The sequence below is a fragment of the Leptothoe kymatousa TAU-MAC 1615 genome, from assembly GCF_018739865.1.
GTDB classification, from domain to species: domain Bacteria; phylum Cyanobacteriota; class Cyanobacteriia; order Phormidesmidales; family Phormidesmidaceae; genus Leptothoe; species Leptothoe kymatousa.
This window is the reverse complement of sequence record NZ_JADOER010000010.1, coordinates 20,450-40,950: the sequence shown is the minus strand read 5'-3', so window position 1 is coordinate 40,950 and position 20,501 is coordinate 20,450. Positions and strand designations below refer to the sequence as shown.

General features: G+C 51.0%; 14 protein-coding genes. 4 read left to right on the top strand and 10 right to left on the bottom strand.

The genetic code is table 11. The features are described from left to right. Nucleotides 1-32: 32 nt before the first annotated feature. Genes IXB28_RS11365 through IXB28_RS11355 form a run of 3 tightly spaced genes read right to left on the bottom strand, consistent with a single transcriptional unit; the run spans nucleotide 33 to nucleotide 3,977 of the window. A complete protein-coding gene (locus tag IXB28_RS11365) occupies nucleotides 33-1,445 on the bottom strand; it encodes an aldehyde dehydrogenase family protein (RefSeq protein WP_215618717.1) in 1,413 nt (470 codons plus the stop codon). Between the two features lies 1 nt (nucleotide 1,446). Then, the gene (locus IXB28_RS11360) at nucleotides 1,447-2,469 is read right to left on the bottom strand and encodes a nitrilase-related carbon-nitrogen hydrolase (RefSeq protein WP_215618716.1); all 1,023 of its coding nucleotides are present in this window, start codon (nucleotides 2,467-2,469) and stop codon (nucleotides 1,447-1,449) included. 29 nt (nucleotides 2,470-2,498) lie between these two features. Beyond that, nucleotides 2,499-3,977, bottom strand: a complete 1,479-nt coding sequence (locus tag IXB28_RS11355) for a dihydroorotase (RefSeq protein ID WP_215618715.1) — start codon at nucleotides 3,975-3,977, stop codon at nucleotides 2,499-2,501. A 139-nt stretch (nucleotides 3,978-4,116) separates the two neighbouring features. Here IXB28_RS11355 and IXB28_RS11350 point away from each other — a divergent pair, with 139 nt between their 5' ends. Next, entirely contained in the window at nucleotides 4,117-4,917 is an 801-nt protein-coding gene (locus IXB28_RS11350; protein ID WP_215618714.1) for an aspartyl/asparaginyl beta-hydroxylase domain-containing protein, read from the top strand. A gap of 161 nt (nucleotides 4,918-5,078) precedes the next feature. Continuing rightward, on the top strand, nucleotides 5,079-5,885 hold the full coding sequence (locus tag IXB28_RS11345) for a DUF1838 domain-containing protein (protein ID WP_215618713.1): 807 nt from the start codon (nucleotides 5,079-5,081) through the stop codon (nucleotides 5,883-5,885). Here IXB28_RS11345 and IXB28_RS11340 read toward each other — a convergent pair. The 6 genes from IXB28_RS11340 to IXB28_RS11315 form a co-directional block, all read right to left on the bottom strand. After that, nucleotides 5,882-6,919 (bottom strand): VOC family protein, encoded by a 1,038-nt coding sequence (locus IXB28_RS11340; protein WP_215618712.1) that lies wholly within the window; start codon nucleotides 6,917-6,919, stop codon nucleotides 5,882-5,884. The genes IXB28_RS11345 and IXB28_RS11340 overlap by 4 nt on opposite strands. Nucleotides 6,920-6,925: 6 nt before the next feature. Continuing rightward, on the bottom strand, nucleotides 6,926-7,906 hold the full coding sequence (locus tag IXB28_RS11335) for a zinc-binding dehydrogenase (RefSeq protein ID WP_215618766.1): 981 nt from the start codon (nucleotides 7,904-7,906) through the stop codon (nucleotides 6,926-6,928). A 30-nt stretch (nucleotides 7,907-7,936) separates the two neighbouring features. Then, on the bottom strand, nucleotides 7,937-8,335 hold the full coding sequence (locus IXB28_RS11330; protein ID WP_215618711.1) for a nuclear transport factor 2 family protein: 399 nt from the start codon (nucleotides 8,333-8,335) through the stop codon (nucleotides 7,937-7,939). Between the two features lie 223 nt (nucleotides 8,336-8,558). Then, nucleotides 8,559-9,440, bottom strand: coding sequence for a collagen-like domain-containing protein (locus IXB28_RS11325; protein ID WP_215618710.1), 882 nt, complete (start codon nucleotides 9,438-9,440; stop codon nucleotides 8,559-8,561). Nucleotides 9,441-9,476: 36 nt separating this feature from the next. Next, a complete protein-coding gene (locus IXB28_RS11320) occupies nucleotides 9,477-9,704 on the bottom strand; it encodes a hypothetical protein (RefSeq protein WP_215618709.1) in 228 nt (75 codons plus the stop codon). Between the two features lie 624 nt (nucleotides 9,705-10,328). Further along, on the bottom strand, nucleotides 10,329-10,481 hold the full coding sequence (locus tag IXB28_RS11315) for a hypothetical protein (RefSeq protein WP_215618708.1): 153 nt from the start codon (nucleotides 10,479-10,481) through the stop codon (nucleotides 10,329-10,331). A 2,340-nt stretch (nucleotides 10,482-12,821) separates the two neighbouring features. Between IXB28_RS11315 and IXB28_RS11310 the strand changes: the two genes are divergently transcribed. Beyond that, nucleotides 12,822-15,947, top strand: coding sequence for a two-partner secretion domain-containing protein (locus tag IXB28_RS11310; RefSeq protein ID WP_215618707.1), 3,126 nt, complete (start codon nucleotides 12,822-12,824; stop codon nucleotides 15,945-15,947). Here IXB28_RS11310 and IXB28_RS11305 read toward each other — a convergent pair. Further along, nucleotides 15,937-16,464: a CU044_2847 family protein gene (locus IXB28_RS11305; RefSeq protein WP_215618706.1), complete on the bottom strand. Its 528-nt coding sequence runs from the start codon at nucleotides 16,462-16,464 to the stop codon at nucleotides 15,937-15,939. The two genes, IXB28_RS11310 and IXB28_RS11305, sit on opposite strands and share 11 nt — an antisense overlap. Nucleotides 16,465-16,611: 147 nt before the next feature. Here IXB28_RS11305 and bchH point away from each other — a divergent pair, with 147 nt between their 5' ends. Beyond that, nucleotides 16,612-20,466 carry a magnesium chelatase subunit H gene (gene bchH / locus IXB28_RS11300; RefSeq protein WP_215618705.1) on the top strand — a complete coding sequence of 1,285 codons (3,855 nt, stop codon included), beginning with the start codon at nucleotides 16,612-16,614 and terminating at the stop codon, nucleotides 20,464-20,466. Nucleotides 20,467-20,501 lie beyond the last annotated feature (35 nt).

The following is a 20,501-nucleotide window of genomic DNA, read 5'->3' as shown; positions in this document are numbered from 1 at the left end:
TCTCAGGCTCACAACAACATACGGGCAAAGCACTAAAACCACCACGGATCGGGTATTGAAGATGTTTTTGCTAACAAGACTTGTTTGCGCATAAAGCGCTGGATGGAGGCAGGACCCATGCGGGAGCCCCCTAGACCCGACAGCTTAAAGGCATTTTTCTCGCCTTCGTACACCAGGGCCGTTAACCCAGCATCGTTGAGGCTAATGGCCCCTGCCTGGATCTGTTGTGCCACGGTTTGGGCTTCGTCTGGGGCACCGGCAAACACAGCGGCACTGAGGCCATAGTCTGTGTCATTGGCTAACGTAATCGCCTGCTCCACGGTGTCAAAAACCATTATGGGCATAATCGGCCCAAAGGTTTCCGCCGTCATCACTGCCATGGTGTGGTCCACCTGGGTCAGCACCGTGGGTTGCAGCCACAGCCCCCCACCGAGAGTTTCGATGGTGCCGCCACAGTGCACCACGGCTCCTTTTTCCAAGGCGTCTCCTAAATGGGACCTAATGAGGTCAGCCTGTCTCTCGGCGATGATGGGGCCGATTTGGCCACTGTTGGGTTCAGGATAGGCCAGCTGTAGCTGGTTGGCCTTTGCCACCAGGGTTTCTACAAAGCGATCGCACACCCTACGGTCCACATAGATCCGCTCAATCGACAAACAGGACTGGCCCCCATTCACCACCGAGCCCCACAACAATGCCGTGGCGGCCTGGTCCACATCTGCCGACGCTAAAACAATGGCCGGGTCTTTGCCCCCAAGCTCAAGAAATGCCGGAATCATCCGTTTTGCCGCCGCCGCCGCCACCACTTTACCCGTGGCCACACTGCCGGTAAAACAGACCAAATCCACATTGTCGATGAGGGCAGCGCCGGTCTCACCAGCGCCGGGAATATAGGTGAAAACAGTTTTTAAAGCGGGCACGGCTGCGATCGCAGCCAGCATCACCTCCATAAACCGAGGCGTAATCTCACTGGGTTTAACCATGACGGCACAGCCCGCCAACAGGGCCGGAATTGTATCAATGGTGGACAACAACAGCGGAAAATTCCAGGGGCTGATCACCCCCACCAAACCATAGGGCACCAGCTGGGGACGCAGTTCAATAAAGGGAATGGCCGCTGTTTTAGGAGGGGCAGGAGCCACTAGATCTGGGGCCAGGCTACACCAGCGGTCCAGCCCCGAGAGAAATGAGTCCACCTCTAAAACAGATTCGGCCCAGCGGCCGGTGTCTGCCGTCACGGCCTGGATCAATGCATCTTTGCGATCCAGCAGGGCCTGTTTCCAAGCCCGCAATACGTCAATGCGATGGTTGATGCCCAGGGCCTGCCATTCTAACTGCCCCTGGCGTAGTCGGTCACAGGTGCTGGCCACCTGTTCAGCCCTGGGGGGAGTGATCTGGTAGTCCACAGTGCCGGTGCGGGGATTGCGAACGGAAATGGTGGGGGCCACGTTAGATCACCCCCAGCTGTTCTAAGCGCTCAATCACGGTCTTTTGGGTGGCCCCAAAGTGGCTGCGCTCCACCCCACCCGCCGCCATGGAATTGGCAGGATAAATGGGAAACTGTTTATAGATGTCGGCATAGGCATCCAGCCGCTGGCGGGATAACAGATTCTTAATGTTGGCCCCTCGCCGGTGGCGCCGCAGGGCGCCCAGGTCAATATCTCCGTAGGCCGCCATACTTTCACCGGAGCCCGTTGCTGCCAATACGATTCCCCGGTAGTCAATAATTTTAGAGCCCCCATCCACCGATGCATCCAAAATGGGGGTGTTGGCAATGCCAGCGGTGTTAGCCGACACCACATACATCATGTTTTCCACCGCCCGCGAGATTTTTGCCGCCTCCTTCCGGACATCGCCATACACCTCAGATGTGGGGTGCAACAAAATTTCCGCCCCCTTCAACATTAAACAGCGGGATACCTCAGGAAAAAGAATCTCATCGGAGGCCACGGCCGCCAAATTGCCAATGGCGGTTTTAGCAACGGGAAACACCCCATCGATGCCATAAATGTCTAAATATTTATCCCACACATCGTGGGGGGTGGGGGCATACATGGAATTGATGCGACGGTAGCGCAGCACCATATCCCCGGAGGGATCGAGTACAAAACAATTCTGGAAGTATAGATCGGGAAAGTTGGGATCTAATTCATAGGCATTGCCCGCCAGAAAAATCCCTTGTTTCTGGGCAATGGTGGCCAGGGTGTCATAAATGGGATCGTCCATGGCCAGACAGGCCTTGGCCCCCCACTCCCCAATGGATTCTCCCATGGGAAATCCGGTGAGCCAATATTCTGGCAGTACCACCAGGCGACAGTCGGCACCAATAAAGGCACGGGCAGCGGCAACTTGGGGACCCAGATTTGCGATCGCGCCATGCATCACCTCCCGTGCCTCGGCGGCACTCCCCAGGCGATTTACCGCATTGCACTTTAGCTGTAGCGCCAGGGCTGAAAAAGCCGTCGTGGTCATCGTAGAGTCTCTCCTGCAAAATAATTTGATTACGCAAGGGATAATGGCCGTTTCAAATACTGCCCACGGGCAGAACCCACCACATTGCCCTGGTCATAAATCAACTGCCCCCGCAAAAAAGTCTGTTTCACCCGCCCCGTTAGCTCCATCCCTTCAAAGGGGGTATACCCCTGTTCCGAGAGAGAATTTTCCGCCTGGACCACAAAGGTGTCATCCGGATCTAATAAAACCAAGTCCGCATCGTAACCAACGGCAATATCCCCCTTACACAACAGCCCGAACCGCTGGGCCGGATTCCAACTGAGCAGCTCCGCCATGCGATTGTAGGACAGCCCCCGTCGGCTGCCTTCGCTAAATACCCCCGACAACAAATATTCTGTCCCCCCAAATCCAGATTTTGCCAACCAAATATTATCTGGATCCGTCAGACTCGCCTTTTGCTCCGCAGAACAGCAGGCATGGTCACTCACCACCCAATCCACCTGACCGCTTAACACCGCATTCCATAGAAAATCCACGTCCTGCCGCGACCGAATCGGGGGATTCACCTTCGCCCACTTACCGGCGGCGGCATTCACATCCAACAACAAATGGCCAAGGGTCACCTCCCGCCGAAAATTAATGTGGGGAAATGCCGTCTGCATCCGCAACGCCGCCTCTAGGGCCTTACGGGAACTCAAGTGAAGCAAATTAATATTAACGCAGTCTGTCTCGTAGGCTAGGTAGGAGGCAATACAAATCGCCAGCCCCTCGGAATGGGGCGGTCGAGCCGCACTGTAGGCCTTTAACCCCGACAGAGTCGTATCCTGCTGCACCAGCTTGGTATAGGCGGTTAAAATCTCCGCTATTTCACAGTGGAGGCTCAAGCTGAGGGAATCTTGGATGGCCGGATATTGCTGCCGCAGGCGGGCTAACTCCCGCATAATAAATTCAAAATGGGCAAAGTCGTATCGATCTTCTTTTTTGATCATCAAAAACAGATTTTGCTGATCCGAAAGACCGTGGAGACCATGGCCGCCATAAAACATAAAAATCTTAAAGGACGTCACCCCCTGCTCTATCAGCCAGGACATTTCGTCAATGTGACCGGGGCTAATGGGGGCCAGATGGTAGCCATAGTCCACAAAAAAATTGCCCGCCGACCGGGCCAATAATTCAGGAAAAAACTCTCCATAGGGGCCTCCCTTATTTAAGTAGTACTGCCCCGTCCGAATGTAGTTCATGCTGGTGGTCACCCCACCCATGGCCGCGGCCTTACTTTCTGCCACGGCATCCTGCTCTAGGGGTTGGTAAATACCGATGTGCATGTGGGCATCCACACAGCCAGGAAACCCCAACAGATTTTTGCCATCAATGACTTCAGTACCCTGTTCCAGGGAAATATCGGGGGAAACCTGGGCAAATTTGCCATCCTTAATTCCCAGATCGCACACCTCTACCGTGGAATGGTTTGGGCGCACTATCCGCACATTTTTAATAACCGTATCAAGACCTGACGTCGCAGCCACAGCACCCCTATCTGAATCCAACGATTCGTTATGATTAATCTTAGATAGGTGAGCTAACTTTGAATAACTCCGAGAACGCCAGGATATTAATCTTCTAGTTTCTTAACACCTAAGGACACACAGGGATACGCAAGTACATATGACTAGTTTTAACGAGTATAATCAAGACCCGCAGCAGTTTCCATTTCTTAGTAGCTTAAAATCGGCCTGGCAAGCTATAAAAGAAGAATTTTCTGGCTTTATGGCCCACAGCTCTGCAGAAGAGCAAGGGATCGCAGCCCAGATGATGGGCCCCCAAAGTAAAACAATTAGGACTAAGGGGGCCAAAAAATATAGCGCCTTTGGCATTTTATTCCAGGGCTATCTAATAGATGATTATATTCGCACCTATAACATTGAGTATCCAAGCTGTGGCACAACAGAGGCTGCGACGAAAGTCCAGGCTTTAAGGGAACAATATTTTGCCACCCTGACCCAAACCGTCACCACCGTTAACCAGGCCAATGGCAACATTCTTAGAAATGTTTACTTTGGCACGTTTCATCCCGGATTGGATATCAAACTGCATACTAACGACAACCCCCATATGTATCGCGGATATCTAGGATTGATTGTGCCCGAGGGCGATATTGCCATGAAAATTTGTCACGACAAGCTCTACTGGCGGGAAGGCGAATTTATGGTGTTGGACCACAGCTACCCCCACTGTCCCCACAATTACACCAATTGCGATCGCACCGTCCTGGTTGTAGATTTCTTTAAGCCCCATAAGCCCAGGAAAGAAGTGACCCAGTTTGAACAGACCCAGGTAGCTCAACGGATGCAAGATAATCCCTACAGCTTAGGGGTATTTGGCCAAAGTGATACAGCCAGGGAAGCCGATTTTGTTACCTATGGATTAGCCCATCAACTGGAGTGGGATAAGGCCTTGGGAAGTTGAGCCCAAAAAAGCTTAATGCAAGCTCGATTCCATGGACAACACAGCAAATTGCCATGGCTAATTTAGGGTCCGAATCGACCTGTGGACTTGGCCAATAGCCTAGATCTCCAGAATCAAGCAGACCCAGGACCAGCAACGCCAAAACAATCAGAAGGAGCCCGATGGCCAACAAGGAAATGTTTGCAGCCCGTGAATGGGTAAAAGTTCGTAATGCCACCACAGAAGAAGAATCGTTTCTTACCTGGAATGGGGCGGTGTATGCCTTTATCCCTGGCCAGCCAAAGCACCATCTGTTTAATATCGTGGGCATGAACGTCAGTCGCTGCCTGGACAACCACGATGAAAGCTGGAACTTTGTGTCACGAGAACTAAGCTTTTATCTCGACCCAAAAACCAATGAGATTCTCCACCGGTGGCAAAATCCCTGGACCGGCGAAACCGTACCGGTAATACACATTGCCAATAGCCCGGTCCAAGGCAGACAACCCTATGCAGGCGAGTATGGCGCCAATGTGGACGGAGACTTTACCACCTTTGCATTTGATCTATTTTCGACCTATCCTAACCCCCTAGCAGGGGACGATCGTTTCCTTGACTACAGTCCCCAGGAAATTTACCAGGCGGTTGAACTATTCAAACTCACCGTCCCCACCAAAGCCCTACGAGATCCAAGCATCACATCCATTTCCCCCGTGATTTTAGGCTGGGAGAGAATTGGGCCTTGGGTTCCCTGGATGAAAATGGGTAGCCATCCAGGCCATTTGATTTATAGCGCCAGCGGTCGTAAGCTAGCTGGTTTTGAGGAGCTGCCTGGGCTATTAAAAGAACAAATTCAGGATAGAATTCCCGTCTATCGCCATGCGCCGAAATCTTCCTTCAGCACTGACAATATTACCTCCTGGCGCTATTTCAAAAAACATTTTGAAGCCTATTTAGCCGGCAAGGAGTTTCCATTGCCTGATTGTTAATGGGATGTCGATGGCTTCCCAAGGAAAGTCCAGGTATAACCATCTGGGGCCTTGAAGGAAAAGCTCCGTTCTCCAAATTCATTGACCATAATGTTGGTTAATGCGGTGGCGGGGCTATGGCGAATCAGCTCATAATACGCGTCTACATTACCGACTCGATAGGTATATAACGATAGGCCCAAGGCCCCGGGTCGTGAATAGTCTGAATAGTCTGGCAGCGTTAGGGCTTCAGGAAAGCGCACGATGTACAACCGCCCGGAGCGGGCTGCCTGCCAGTCTGTTTTAGACGACCGGGGATCATCAAAGGCGGTGACCCAAAACCGTTCCCCCGGCTGTAGGTCAAAAATCTGTCGTCCTCCCCGCGCCGTTTCATAGGTACTTTCCAACTCATCTTGCACCCGCAAAAGCCCCAAGGTCTCATCATAAAACCGTAGGGTTTCCCGACTGTCGTCCTGCAGCACTAGGCCCATGTGGGTAACCTGGCTAGCCTGAAATGGAGATGCTAAATTGGGCTGACCGTAGTCTGGCACCGTATAGTTAAACCGCTGAAACATCACCTGGCGGGTTTGGGGCTGCAACAACAACATCTCGCGCACGCCCACCAGCGGATCTAAAAAGGGACGTCCCTGGGCGGTGGGGTAAATCACTGTCCATTGGGGTGGGCCATAGCGAATGGGCAGCCCCTGGGCTTCTGCTTCCGCCGCATGGTTCCAAAGATTGGCCACATTTAGGGTCAAACTGGTGGCCCAACGGTTTCCCCGCACTTTCATGGGGGCCATGCCCAGACCTTGACTGGGGGGGCGATCCCACACCATCAGCCGAATCAGGCCATGGTCCGCCGCTTGGTGATCTAGCCGCACAGACCGCAGCGATGACTCCACACCATACAGCTGTTGGGCAAACTCTGCCGATATCTCACCGGTTTCTCCGGGGGTATAGCCAAACTGCTGCCAATATTGAATCAGCGGTTGAGCATTTTGGGTGCCAATGCAAACTTCGTAAATACCTTGGATGGCGTTGGCTTCCTGGGACATGGCACACTAAAACCTAACAACAACTTTGCCACAGTTTTGACCACTGAGGAGGTAGTTTACCGCCTCTGGAATGGCCTCAAGCCCGTAAAAATCGGTGGGATCAACAGCGACGTTTAGTTGGCCCTGGGCAAATAGGGTTAGCAAGCGATCGCAAGCGGCAGGAATCGCCTCGGCATATTGGGGCAACAAAAAACCCCGCACCGAAGCAGCCTTCCAAAACAGTTTTTCGTAGATGCGGGGACGCACCACCGGTTCAAAAGATTGACCATATTCCGAGATAAACCCCACAATCACAAATCGCCCTCGCACCGCCAGATGGTCTACCCCCACATCGAACATGTGTTTACCCACGCAGTCGAATACTAAATTGATCCCCTGGGGATATTCTGTGGCCAGCACGTCGTGAACATTCTCTTGGCAATAGTTGATGATGCGATCGCAGCCCAAATCCTGCAACAGCCGCACCTTAGTTTCCGTTCCACAGGTACCAATCACATGGTTGCCCGCCAACTTTGCCAGCTGCACCGCAATATGGCCAATCCCTCCGGCAGCGGCAGTAATTAAAATAGTCTCTTCACTGCCCATGTCCCCCACCTGTTCTAACCCCACCAGTGCCGAGGTGCCCGTGGGCATCAGCGTTAAAATCTCAGGAACAGCCTGGGGAATTTTCACCGCGTGCTTCCCATCTACCAGCTGATACTCCCGATAGCCACCGCCCCTGGACGTAGTCGCCACCGTTTCCCCAACCCTAAATTTAGCCACGGCTGCCCCCACCGCCACAATTTCCCCCACCGCTTCCACCCCCATATCAAAAGGAGGCGACAAGTTTACATAGGGCACTTCGCCCCGACACAGTAATGTATCAAACCCAGCATTTACCCCAGCAAACCGATTGCGCACCAACAGCTGATGGGCCAACGGCTGGGGCATATTTATCTCAACAATTTCCACCGATGACGAAAAATCATCGCTTAGCCGCTGGGCCATCAGTTTGCGGTAGGTCTGGGGTGGCACAGCCTAAGCCCCAATCTGAAAGATCACACCCAAATATTCTCGATAGGCACAAATTTTATCGCCCGCCACATCAAAGGAAATCGCCGCCTGGTTTTCATAGGGATGGCCTAACATTTTCCCTTGAGAATGCACCTCAAACAGAACCGTATTGCCCTCACTTAACGTGCGTTTTAGCGTCAGCAATAGACCTTCAGGAAAGACCTTTGAAACCATGGCAAAAAAGGCAGTCGCTTTTTCCTTCCCCTCGTTGTGGCCTTTGAATGGCCCCGCCGGAAACCAAAACGTAAAATCGTCACTGAGCCATGTCAGGAAACCGGCCCAGTCACCGGTGGATAATCCGTGGGAAAAGTCTTGAAAAGCACCTTGGGCAACCTGTAGCGTTTCGGGACTCGCCGCTGCCATGGACATCACTCCAGCTTACATACTCGGTCAGGATATCAGTAGTATGGAAAGCCGCATTGACATCGTCGTAAACTTTCACGATCAAGGTACTCCAATGGAAAACCGTTGCTGATGTAGTAAAGGATCAGCAACGGTATTAGAAATGCTTAGTTGAATAGGGTGGGTCTAATATAGCTTGGCAGTATTTTGCGAGCTACAGCACTTATCGAGAGATAGAGTTTACTTACTCACTAGAACCCTCATCAAGGCTTGAGCTTAGTAGTCTATTAACGTCAGTGCTTAGGTTACTAACATTTTGCGCTAAAGCACTAAATCTTTCTTCAGAAATACCAGAGCTGCCATCTAGACCATCTTCTCCAGAAATACCTTCTGGGCCTCGCTCACCTGTAAATCCTTGAATACCTTGGGGTCCTTGGGGTCCAACGGAACCTTGGGGTCCAACATCACCCTGTTCGCCTTTTTCACCCTGGAGCCCTTGCTCGCCCTGGGGGCCTATAGGACCCTGGTCTCCTACATCCCCCTGTTCGCCTTTTTCACCCTGGGGGCCTTGTTCGCCAGTGTCGCCTTTTTCGCCCTGGGGACCGACATCCCCCTGTTCGCCTTTTTCACCCTGAGCCCCTTGCTCACCAGTATCTCCTTTCTCTCCCTGGGCACCGCGTTCGCCTTGGGCACCGCGCTCACCTTGGACTCCCTGGATACCTTGCTCGCCGCGTTCACCCTGGAGTCCGACAGGTCCGGGCGGTCCCTGTAGTGCCTGCATTTCAGGCAGGTCTGCAATGACCGCTGCGTTTAATTGTCCCTTGGCATCTAGCGACGCTATGTGGCGGGCAATTTGCATATTGAGCATGGCCATTTCAGGGGTGCAAATGTGCGCATTGGGATCGTCGATTATCCCTGTGCCTACCATGTACTCTTTAGTGGTGTTAACGGTGGCCTTAGCTGCAGTGCCAACCCCCATCAATACCAATAACAGCAGAATGGTATTGACGGCTAATACGCCCCAATTGCCTGCCCCGAGGTTAATGGAAATATATTTGATATAGTCACGGCCAACTTGAACAAGTTTGTTGGCGCTACCGGCCTGAGATACGTTTGTAGATGTCATGGCTTTTTCCCTGAGTGGCTATTGTGATTTCGTCAATTACTGGGCTTGTTCTGCAACGTTGGGTAACCCCGCATCGCCACCGGAACCTTTACCCACTAGGTTTAGGGACCAGGCCAGACCACCAAAGGCAACTACGCTAATGAAAAAGACCGAAATAATAAGATTCAGGTTAATGGATGTGGTTTGGGTGTAGTCTCCGCCAACCTGTAATGCATTTTTGCCTACGTTTTTTGCAGATTGCTGTATGCGATTAGAGTCAGTCATGGGTATCTCCAGGGGATAAGTTTGTAGCATGGGACTACCGTTAAGCTATTTAGGGCAGTCCACTGTAGTAAGCGTTCGTAGTAGGTAGCTTCGTCAGTAGTTCAGTAAATTCCTAATAGTTTTGGCGTAGATGGCAAGGTTTAGACAAAACAACAAGGTACCTTGATGAAAATTGGGCATTAGGGCAAACTTGGCAGGACAAGGATGGATGATCTAGCGCCAGGTTAAACCAATGAATTCTTGTATGGCAGTACCCCAAAGAGCCATATTTGATCATCTTAGGCATTGAGGCATTTATCGGCTGATCGCCCACTTACTTTAGTCAGGAAGGAGCTGGTAAGAACCTAATTCACGGCTTAATCCGAAAAGGCTTGTTAAGTCATGCTTTTAGGGAAAAACAGACTACATTACGGGGTTCTGAGTCTTGGTTCGAGATGTGTATAGCCCCAAGGCGGCAGGTGAAGAACCAGGGCTATCTGACTAAGCTTTCCTTTAAACCAAAACAAAAAGAGAAAGCTGGAGTCCCAGCTTTCTCTTGCAAATATCTCTCATTTTTAGATGTTATTTTTGAGATGATTTAACAGAGCATCTCAAAAAAACATAGCTATAATCTTTTCGAATTTTCTAGGGAACCCAGAAGTAACGCTTTACCAGCTTGCCGGTTCTGTTGCACCACTCATCAACACTTACCTGACCGCCACCTTTTACGACTTCTGCCTGCTGATCAGAAATAGATTGCCACAGAACAGACTTAGATACTTTAGTTTGCTTAGCCATCGTTAGCCCTTTGCCATTTAGAAAAACATCTAGAGTGTTGAGCGAACGGGTCCGCGTTTCCTCTATGTCTACTATGTTTGCATTGATACAAGCCCAATGAATCGATATGACTGCTGAATTTCTGACGGATGTTTTATAAACATAAGATAAAGACAATGTCTCAAGTATGAAGGGTTAAGCTCCCCCTTAGACTATTGCTCGTATTTCTACGTATTTTCCGCAATCAAGTAATTCGAGGCTCCACTATGGGGGACAATTCGTTGCTGGTTCCATAGTCATCAACTATCCCATGGGCAATGTATTCGAGGTTTTGTACCCAATCCGAATTCAGTAAACCCGATGCCAAAGGGATAATCCGGTAGGGGCACTCCTTTATGGATGCCCTATGCAATCAGTCAGAATTTCGTGTTAAACATTATCTAAAGCCGCAATAAAAAAGCCGGAATCCTAACAAAATCGGGATTCCAGCTTTCACTCAAAAATGTCTCTTACTTTGCCTATAACCTTCAAAAGACTGTTGAAAATCAGCCCTTTAAGCAATCCAATTAGTGCTTCCTAGTAACTGTAACGAGTTTACCTGTGCGGTTGCACCACTCATTGTAGGAATAGGTACCGCCACCTTTTACGACTTCTGCCTGCTGATCAGACATAGATTGCCACAGAACAGACTTAGATACTTTAGTTTGCTTAGCCATCGTTGCCCCTTTGCCATTTAGAAAAACATCTAGAGTGTTGAGCGAACGGGTCCGCGTTTCCTCTATGTCTACTATGTTCGCAGTTACACAAGCCTAATGAAATGATACGACTGCTGAGATTTCGATCTATTTTCTGTGAGCTTACTATGAAGACAATGTCTCAAGCATAAAGGGTTAAACTCCCCCTTAGGGCAGTGGTCATATTTCTACGTATTTACCGCAATTAAGTAATTCTCATTTCAACGGTTGATGGTGATCGTATTTCAGATTCCGTAGACTTCAGATATCTTCTAAAGTAGTCATTTAAAAAGCTGGAATCCTAACAGAATAGGAATTCCAGCTTTCACTCACAAACATTTCTCATCTTGCCTATAACATCAAACGGGGGCAAGTTGCCAAGGTGCTTCCTAAGAGAAAAATTAGGCTCCAGGTAAAATAAAGACTCGGTACATTACCTTCCATGTTCTACCACAATATACATCGTAGGATGAATATCCACCTTTGGTGACTTCTGCTTGCTCATCGGAAATAGGTTGCCACAAAGCTGTTTTCGATGGTTGAGTACGTTTTGACATGGACCGTATTCCTTTTTGACTAAGAACAATAGCTGCAGAATGAAGTGCATTTACGTATTTCTCCTGCAAAATTATGTTCCCATGAATACACGTCTAGCCTAATAGTATCGCTACTGAACTTTCGCCCCTTGTTGTGTGGGCTTAAGGTAAACGGCATGCTGTATTTATAACGTCTTGATATCCTCTGCAATTCCTGGAGTAAAGCCTCCGTATTTACCACAATATCTACGGCTAATATAGCCTATCGGTTATCCCAAAATCTCCTGGATTACCAATAGGCAAAGGTTGGAGCCTTGTTATAGCAGGGCTTCAACCTTTGCCTATCATAGATTTCTATTGCTCTGTCTACAAAATCAAAATCAACAGACTTTCAGCACGCCACAAAAGACAAAACTAGGCTCCAGTCAAAACAAAGGGTCTGAACCTTAGCTTCTACGTCTTGCCATATTGTAGGAATATCCATCCTTTACGACTTTGGTTTCCTTATGAGACAGAAGCGCCACAAACCTTCCTTAAAAGGCTTGTTTGACTTAAACATACTATCAACTCTTTTTTAGAAAGAGCAGAAAACACAATTAAATGTACCACAAGACTTTTCCGGTACGATTGCAATTGTATGTATTGGTAGCATGGACGTAATGCGAGCCGCTACTCCAACCGCCTTTGATGGTTTCTGCCTGTTGGTCAGAAACAGATTTCCACAAAACTGTTTTTACTGCTTTGGATGATTGAGTGCGCTTAGCCATTGAATAATTCCTTTAGTAGGTAGAGAGAACAATTGCAGGGTTAAATATGTCCGTTGTTTTCCCTGATGTAACTATGTTCGCATTGGCACATACTTAAACTAATAGTGTCGCCACTGAACTTTCGCCCCGTGGTTTGTGAGATTAAGGTAAACAGAAGGCTGCATTTATGAAGTCTTGATACTCTGCTTCTAGCAGCCTCTATCGTCTCCGTATTTACCGCAGTTCTAGCATTTCATATCAACCCCAATAGCGATAATCATTGCTCCATGGGAATAATCAAGGGCATTCAGGCCTTGATTATTCCCTGCTTAGGTATCTACCGCGATGATGACTCCTCACTATAAAGCGACGCGAACTCTACGTTGGCACTGGTCCCTATTGGGTGCTGGCCTTGTTTGGGGGATCCATGCTGTGAGTATGGTGCCCGGTGCGATTGCTCAGATTACTGCTGACACTACGCTAACGCCTTCCAGCAATCCCGGCGATCAAAACTCCATCGTTAATCCAGCGGCAACAGTTAACGGCAGCGCTGCCACCCTGATTCAAGGCGGGGCCACTCGCAGCAATAGTCTATTTCACAGCTTTCAAGACTTTAATGTGCTGACAGGGGAGCGGGTCTATTTTGAGGATCCGACAGGAATCGACACCATATTTAGCCGAGTGACGGGCGGCAGTGCGTCTAATATTTCAGGCACCCTAGGCATTGATGGTGCCGCTGATTTATTTCTGCTTAATCCCAACGGAGTGATTTTTGGTGCAGATGCCCAGTTGGATATTGATGGTTCATTTGTGGTGACCACAGCGGAATCGATTGATTTTGGCAACGGGGATAGCTTTAGTGCAACAGCGCCTGGGGCAGTTCCCCTACTCACCGTTAGTACCCCCGTTGGTTTGCAATATGGTGCAGCCCCCGGTGAAATTCGGGTGAATGATTCAGGTAGTGAAATTGTTGTGGATCTGGCCACACAACTTCTGGATACGAGCTTTCGTACGGACGATGGTTTGGTTGTTCCGGCGGACCATTCCCTGGCACTGCTAGGGGGAAATGTGACCCTAGATGGGGGCAAGATTACCACCCCTGGAGGAACGGTGGAAATAGCAGCGATCTCCACCGGCTATTTACCCCTGGGCAATACAACAGACGGACTTTTACCGTTCCAGCTAAATGCTGGCATTCCCACTATTGATTTACCCTCTGGTACAGAATTGGGCGATTTGGTGGTGACTGGGGCAGGAGCCATTGACGTTAGCGGTGACCCATCGGGGAACGTACAACTGTTGGCAAACACGATGGATTTCAACAGTGGCAGCGCGATTCTCTTAGAGACTTTGGGCAGTACGGATGGAGGTTCTTTACAAGCGATTTCACCGGGCAGCATTACCATCGAAGGAGCTGCATATACTGGGGCAATCCCCCCTTCTCCACAATTTGACCCAGTGGTCAACAGTACCTGGACGACGGTAGTCCCTAGCGGTAGCACAGGTGCTGGCGCTGATATTGCCATCAATACCGGGAGCTTGAATATCTCGGGAGGGGGAATTTTAATCGCCGAAACTAATGGCGATGGCGATGCTGGCAATGTCACCATTAACGCCACAGATATGACCATCGGGGAGATGGATCTTACCTCCAACATTAGTGTGTTTGGGACCTTTGTTGGCTTTGGTGTCAATGGTGATGGCGGCGATGTCACCATCACCACAGAGCGCTTGTCGTTAATCGAGGGCAGTTTTACAGGGATATTCACCCGTGGCAGGGGTGATGCAGGCGATCTCACCATCACCGCAACAGAGTCTGTTACTCTCGATGGGCAATTGCCAGAGTTTGCATTCTTTCCTGCATTAACAAGACTGATCACAGAAGCTGCGCCCGTAGATGAATTTGGTAATCCATTGGCCGTAGGCGGTAATGCCGGGGATATTACCATTAATACCCCTAACCTAAGGATATTGAATGGCAGCCAGCTAAGCTCATCTAATAGCGGCACTGGCAATGGTGGAAACATTAATATTGTCGCCAACACGGTTGAAGTAGATGGTTCAGGGGAGGCCTTTGCGGGAGTGGCTAGTTTTTCTCCCCTGGTGTTTGCCACTGAGGAATCGCCTAGCTTTATTTCTGCCGAGGTAAGCGATCCGGCAGGGGCGGGCAACGCCGGTGTGATTCGCATCGATACGGACCAGCTAAAGGTGAGTAACGGGGCCTATATTTCGAATAGCACCTTTGGTGATGGGGCTGGCGGCGATGTCATTGTCACAGCCCAAGACTCGATTGAACTGACCGGAACTGGCATAGATGAAACGTTGATCAGCGGGATTTACAGCCGGGCGGTGGTGGGTAACGGCTCCGGGGGCGATATTTCCCTGACGGCTCCCCAAATAACAATTCAAAATATGGCCACCGTAGATGTAAGTAATGTGGATCGCCTAAGTGGGGCACCATCAGGCACCGGACCTGCTGGCAACATTAGCCTGGCAGGGGACACTATTCAGCTATCAAATCTGGCGAGCCTCAATGCCGATACCCTCAGCGGTGAGCAAGGAAATATTACTGTTTCAGCCAGTGACTTTATCCTGGACAACGAGAGTCAAATTAGCAGCAGTGCGGCGGGCACCGGCAGTGGCGGCAACTTAAATCTTACCGCCAATAATCTGCGGTTATTGAACAATAGTCAGTTTATAGCCAACGCGACCGGCTCAGGCGATGCGGGCAATATTGTTGTCAATTCTCCCCAGATTCTATACTTAAACAACAGCCAAATTACGGCATCTGGGGGTCAGGGTAACCTGAGTTTTACGTCACCGGTAATGCTGTTGCGCAATGGTAGCCTGGTCGCCACCGATGCCAGGGGAACCGCCGTTGGGGGCAACATTTTAATCGATGCTGATTTTCTAATTGCCCTGGAAAACAGTGACATTACCGCCAATGCGGAGGAAAGCTTTGGTGGACAAATTGTGGTGAATGCCCAAAGCCTGCTGGGCACAGATTATCGTCTGGTGCTAACGGCTGAAAGCGATATTACCGCCAGTTCCGAGCTCGGGCCAGATTTGCAAGGAACGGTGGAGTTAAACACCCTGGAAGTAGATTTGGCCCAGGGGCTATCGATTTTAACCGAAGATTTTAAAGGGAATAACACCGTGGCGAAATCGTGCGAAGCCAATGCGGTAACCAACTCACTGGTAACCTCCGGGCAGGGGGGAGTGGCGCTTGATCCAGCCGAACCCCTACACGGTAGCAACACCTGGATCGATCAGCGACAAAGCACCTTTGAGCAAGGTATCAACAAGGACCTAAATAGCGATCGCACAGCAACGATGGCGACGGGCACCGATGAACCTGCGGCAGTCGAGGCCCAAACGGTATTAATCACGGACGGAAGCGTTCGCTTTGTGGCCACAGCCAACGAAATGGACACGTTTCACGCATCGGTTTGTCAGCACGCTAGTCGCTAGATGGCGGGGTGAGCTTACACTCGATGGCAACTTTAACGCTGCATTCCACAGAGCTAGACGCAATGTAGGGGATTTGGGCCGTAGTATCCAGGCCAATGCCAAATTCGAGCACTACTTTCTCCACCTCAACGTCGGTGAGGGCGGTGTCGCGAATGTCTTTAATCAGGTGGGTGGTATAGGCTTTGACCAAGGTGCCCACCCGCTGGGCTGGGGTATTTTGGGGTGCCGTGGCTGGTTGCTCAGCAGAGTCGTTAGAGCGTGAAGTGCCGTGACGGTTGGGATACTGCCAACCTTTGGAAACACGGCCATATTCTTCTACTTCTTCATCGGTATCAGAACTTGGGGATGTTGAACCGGGCAATGCCGGGTCATCTTCCAGGTCATTGTTTTCTATAGACTGGGTTAGTTCGGTGGTGTCAATATCTTCGTTAGACTGGACATAAATGATGGTGTTGTCGTCGAGGCGGAAGGGTTTGACTTTGCCCATGGTGTGTATTTTACAAACGTTCAGCCCCATTCTGACTCAAGATTAGGATCTCTGGAATTTCCCTCTGGGAAAGCCTACTTTCGTTTTTAATCGTAATTTAGGTCTCTCCCGAGCATCGTATTGAGCTTCACGTATTGAAATTCGTTAAAATCAATGGGCTGCAATGGGTCCCAATGAATGCCACGGATTGTTTTAATTGCCGGGTTTGAAGCCTTTAATACACAGCTATACCAGCAGGCAGCCGATCTAGCCCAGCAGCGCTGCCCTGAATTGGACATTCGGGTATTTTGTGACGCTGACCTCACCAGCCAACCTGATGCCATAGCAGCAGCCCTGGACGGAGCCGACGTCTTTTTCGCCAGCCTAATTTTCGACTACGACCAAGTCCTCTGGCTCCGGGAACGAGCCCAGGACACTCCCATTCGCCTAGTATTCGAATCGGCCCTGGAGCTGATGGCCCTCACCCAGCTAGGCAAATTCGTCATTGGCGAAAAGCCTGGTAAGCAAGGCGGCGGAATGCCCAAACCGGTGCAGTTTATCCTCAGCAAGTTTGGCAGCGGCAAGGAAGAGGACAAACTGGCCGGATATATTAGCTTTCTAAAAATTGGCCCCAAGCTACTGAAATATATTCCCGCGCGGAAGGTGCAGGACCTGCGCAACTGGTTGATTATCTACGGCTACTGGAATGCGGGCGGTACTGAGAATGTGGCGTCGATGCTGTGGGTGCTGGCAGAAAAGTATTTGGGATTGACCGTGGGGGAGATTCCGGCGGTGATTGAGACACCGAATATTGGGTTGTTGCATCCGGAGTATGAAGGATATTTTGAGTCGCCGAGGGCGTATGTGGATTGGTATGGGCAGAGGCCGGGCTTCGATTCCGCTCAGCCCTCACGCGATTTGCAAAACGTCTCCAATGGACAAGATCTGCCCCGTGTCGGCATTTTGCTATATCGCAAGCATGTGATTACGAATCAGGCGTATATCCCCCAGTTGATTCGTTATTTTGAGGAAGCGGGGCTGGTGCCGGTGCCCATTTTTATCAATGGGGTGGAGGGCCATGTGGCGGTGCGGGACCTGATGACCACGGGCTATGAACAGGCGCAGCGGGCATTGGGCAATGTGGACTGTCCGTCTCTTTCTAAAGAAGCGGTGCGGGTGGATGCCATTGTGTCCACCATTGGTTTTCCCCTGGTGGGGGGACCGGCGGGGTCCATGGAAGCGGGACGCCAGGTGGCGGTGGCGAAAAAGATTTTGGGGGCGAAGAACGTGCCCTACTTTGTGGCGGCACCGTTGTTGATCCAGGATATTCATTCCTGGACCCGCCAGGGGGTGGGGGGACTGCAAAGTGTGGTACTCTATGCCCTGCCGGAACTGGATGGTGCCATTGACCCGATACCGTTGGGGGGCTTGGTGGGGGATCAGATTTATCTAGTGCCGGAACGGGTGCGACGGCTGACGGGACGGGTGAAAAAGTGGATTGAGCTGAGGCGGAAAGAAACCCAGGAGCGCAAGCTGGCTATTATTCTTTATGGATTTCCCCCTGGCTATGGGGCCACTGGCACAGCGGCATTGTTAAATGTGCCGAAGTCTCTTTTGTCGTTGTTGCATGCGTTAAAGGTCCAGGGGTATCGGGTGGGAGAGCTGCCTGAAGATGGAGAGACTGTTATTGATTGGGTGAAGGTGGCGGATGATGAGAATCAGTGGATGGGCTTCGACTCCGCTCAGCCCACGGTGCTACTGGGAGGAAAAGGAGAACTCCCTAAACTTTCTATTCCAGCTAAGGTAAATGTGCGAACCTTAGAGAAATGGCTGGGATACCTGAAAACTTCAAAAATCGAAAAACAGTGGCAGTCTCTAACTCAGAGTGGGATTAAAACCGTTGGAGAAGACTTTCATGTGGGGGGGATTCAGCTGGGGAATGTGTGGATTGGGGTGCAGCCGCCGTTGGGTCTGGCCGGGGACCCGATGCGGCTGATGTTTGAGCGGGATTTGACGCCCCACCCCCAGTACGCGGCTTTCTATTCCTGGTTGCAAGAAGACTTTCGGGCCGATGCGGTGTTGCACTTTGGTATGCATGGCACGGTGGAATGGCTGCCGGGGTCGCCGTTGGGGAATACGGGCTATTCCTGGTCGGATATTTTGTTGGGGAATTTGCCCCACCTGTATGTGTACGCGGCCAACAATCCGTCGGAGTCGATTTTGGCGAAGCGGCGGGGCTATGGGGTGCTGGTGTCCCACAATGTGCCCCCCTATGGACGGGCGGGACTTTATAAGGAACTGATCGCTTTGCGGGAGCTGATCGCTGAGTTTCGAGAAGATCCCCAGGCCAACCGGGTATTGCAAGATGCCATTCTCACTAAGATTACGGACACTGGTTTGGCAACCGACTGCCCGCTACCGGAGCTAAAGGCCCAGGGGCTGGAGTTTACCCTCGACAATGCCAAGCTGTTTAGCAATGCGGTGCTAGATCAGTACTTTGTTACCCTCTATGAGTATTTACAGGTCTTAGAAAATCGATTGTTTTCCAGCGGTCTCCATGTTCTGGGGCAGTCGCCGGATGTGGACGATATTCACAGTTATTTAGAAGCGTACTTTGGCGAACGCCTGTCACCGGAACTGATAGAACAGATTGCGGCCAATACCCTACCGGATAAGCCCCAGGTCGATGTCTTAGCCAAACGCTATCCGGCCAGTGAACCCTTAACGCCGCTGCTATTAGATGAGGCCATCACCATTCGCCAAGGGCTGGCTCAAACCACGGATGAGCTGACTAATCTGTTGCGGGGGCTGAATGGGGAATATATCCCCCCTGCCCCCGGTGGCGATCTGTTGCGGGATGGTCCGGGGGCATTACCCACAGGGCGCAACATCCATGCCCTGGACCCCTATCGGATGCCCTCCCCGGCGGCCTATGAACGGGGTCGGGCCATTGGTCGGAAGCTGATTGCTCAGAATTTAGAAGACTCTGGCGAATATCCTGAAACGGTGGCGGTGATGCTGTGGGGGCTGGATGCGATTAAAACAAAGGGAGAATCCCTGGGGATTTTGCTGGAGTTGGTGGGGGCGGAACCCATAAAAGAAGGTACCGGGCGCATTGTGCGCTATGGGCTAACTCCCTTGGATCAGATGGAGCATCCCAGAATTGATATTCTGGGCAATCTCTCTGGCATTTTTCGCGACAGTTTTGTGAATATTATTGAGCTGTTGGACGATTTGTTTTTGCGGGCAGCGGAAGCGGATGAGCCCCCAGAACAGAATTTTATTCGTAAGCATGCGTTGGAACTAAAGGCCCAGGGGGTGGAAAATGTGTCGGCGCGATTGTTTTCGAACCCGGCTGGGGACTATGGCTCTTTGGTCAATGACCGGGTGGTGGATTCTAACTGGGAATCGGGGGATGAACTGGCGGATACGTGGCGCGATCGCAACTCTTTTAGCTATGGCCGCAGCGACAAGGGTCAGGCCCGCCCGGAAGTGCTCAACACCCTACTGCAAAGTACCGGCCGCATTGTGCAGCAAATTGACTCGGTGGAATATGGCCTCACGGATATTCAAGAGTATTATGCCAATACCGGCGCCCTGAAAAAAGCCGCCGAGAAAAAGCAGGGCAAGCGGGTGACCGCCAGCTTTGTGGAAAGCTTTTCCCAGGACACCACCCCGCGAAAACTGGAAGATGTGCTGCGCATGGAATATCGCACTAAGCTGCTCAATCCAAAATGGGCGGAGGCCATGGCCGATCAGGGGTCCGGCGGAGCTTACGAAATCTCCCAGCGGATGACCGCACTGGTGGGCTGGGGCGGCACTACCGGCTTCCAGGATAACTGGGTCTATGATCAAGCAGCTGAGACCTATGCGTTGGATCAGGATATGGCCAATCGCCTGCGGCAGGCGAATCCAGAAGCCTTTCGCAATATTGTGGGGCGAATGATTGAAGCCAGCGGTCGCGGACTGTGGCAGGCAGAAGAGGAGACCCTAGAGAAACTGCAAGCCCTGTATGATGTTGCCGATGAAACCCTGGAGGGGGTGGCCCCATAATCTGCAAAAATCTCAGGGTAGTATCAGATTACTTC

Bases quoted from the DNA above. Each gene is read 5' to 3' on its own strand.
- IXB28_RS11335 (WP_215618766.1), bottom strand. From the start codon at position 7,906: ATGGCCCAGCGGCTAAGCGATGATTTTTCGTCATCGGTGGAAATTGTT.
- IXB28_RS11310 (WP_215618707.1), top strand. From the start codon at position 12,822: ATGATGACTCCTCACTATAAAGCGACGCGAACTCTACGTTGGCACTGG.
- bchH (WP_215618705.1), top strand. From the start codon at position 16,612: ATGCCACGGATTGTTTTAATTGCCGGGTTTGAAGCCTTTAATACACAG.
- IXB28_RS11350 (WP_215618714.1), top strand. From the start codon at position 4,117: ATGACTAGTTTTAACGAGTATAATCAAGACCCGCAGCAGTTTCCATTT.
- IXB28_RS11315 (WP_215618708.1), bottom strand. From the start codon at position 10,481: ATGGCTAAGCAAACTAAAGTATCTAAGTCTGTTCTGTGGCAATCTATT.
- IXB28_RS11325 (WP_215618710.1), bottom strand. From the start codon at position 9,440: ATGACATCTACAAACGTATCTCAGGCCGGTAGCGCCAACAAACTTGTT.
- IXB28_RS11340 (WP_215618712.1), bottom strand. From the start codon at position 6,919: ATGTCCCAGGAAGCCAACGCCATCCAAGGTATTTACGAAGTTTGCATT.
- IXB28_RS11330 (WP_215618711.1), bottom strand. From the start codon at position 8,335: ATGGCAGCGGCGAGTCCCGAAACGCTACAGGTTGCCCAAGGTGCTTTT.
- IXB28_RS11320 (WP_215618709.1), bottom strand. From the start codon at position 9,704: ATGACTGACTCTAATCGCATACAGCAATCTGCAAAAAACGTAGGCAAA.
- IXB28_RS11305 (WP_215618706.1), bottom strand. From the start codon at position 16,464: ATGGGGCTGAACGTTTGTAAAATACACACCATGGGCAAAGTCAAACCC.
- IXB28_RS11345 (WP_215618713.1), top strand. From the start codon at position 5,079: ATGGCCAACAAGGAAATGTTTGCAGCCCGTGAATGGGTAAAAGTTCGT.
- IXB28_RS11360 (WP_215618716.1), bottom strand. From the start codon at position 2,469: ATGACCACGACGGCTTTTTCAGCCCTGGCGCTACAGCTAAAGTGCAAT.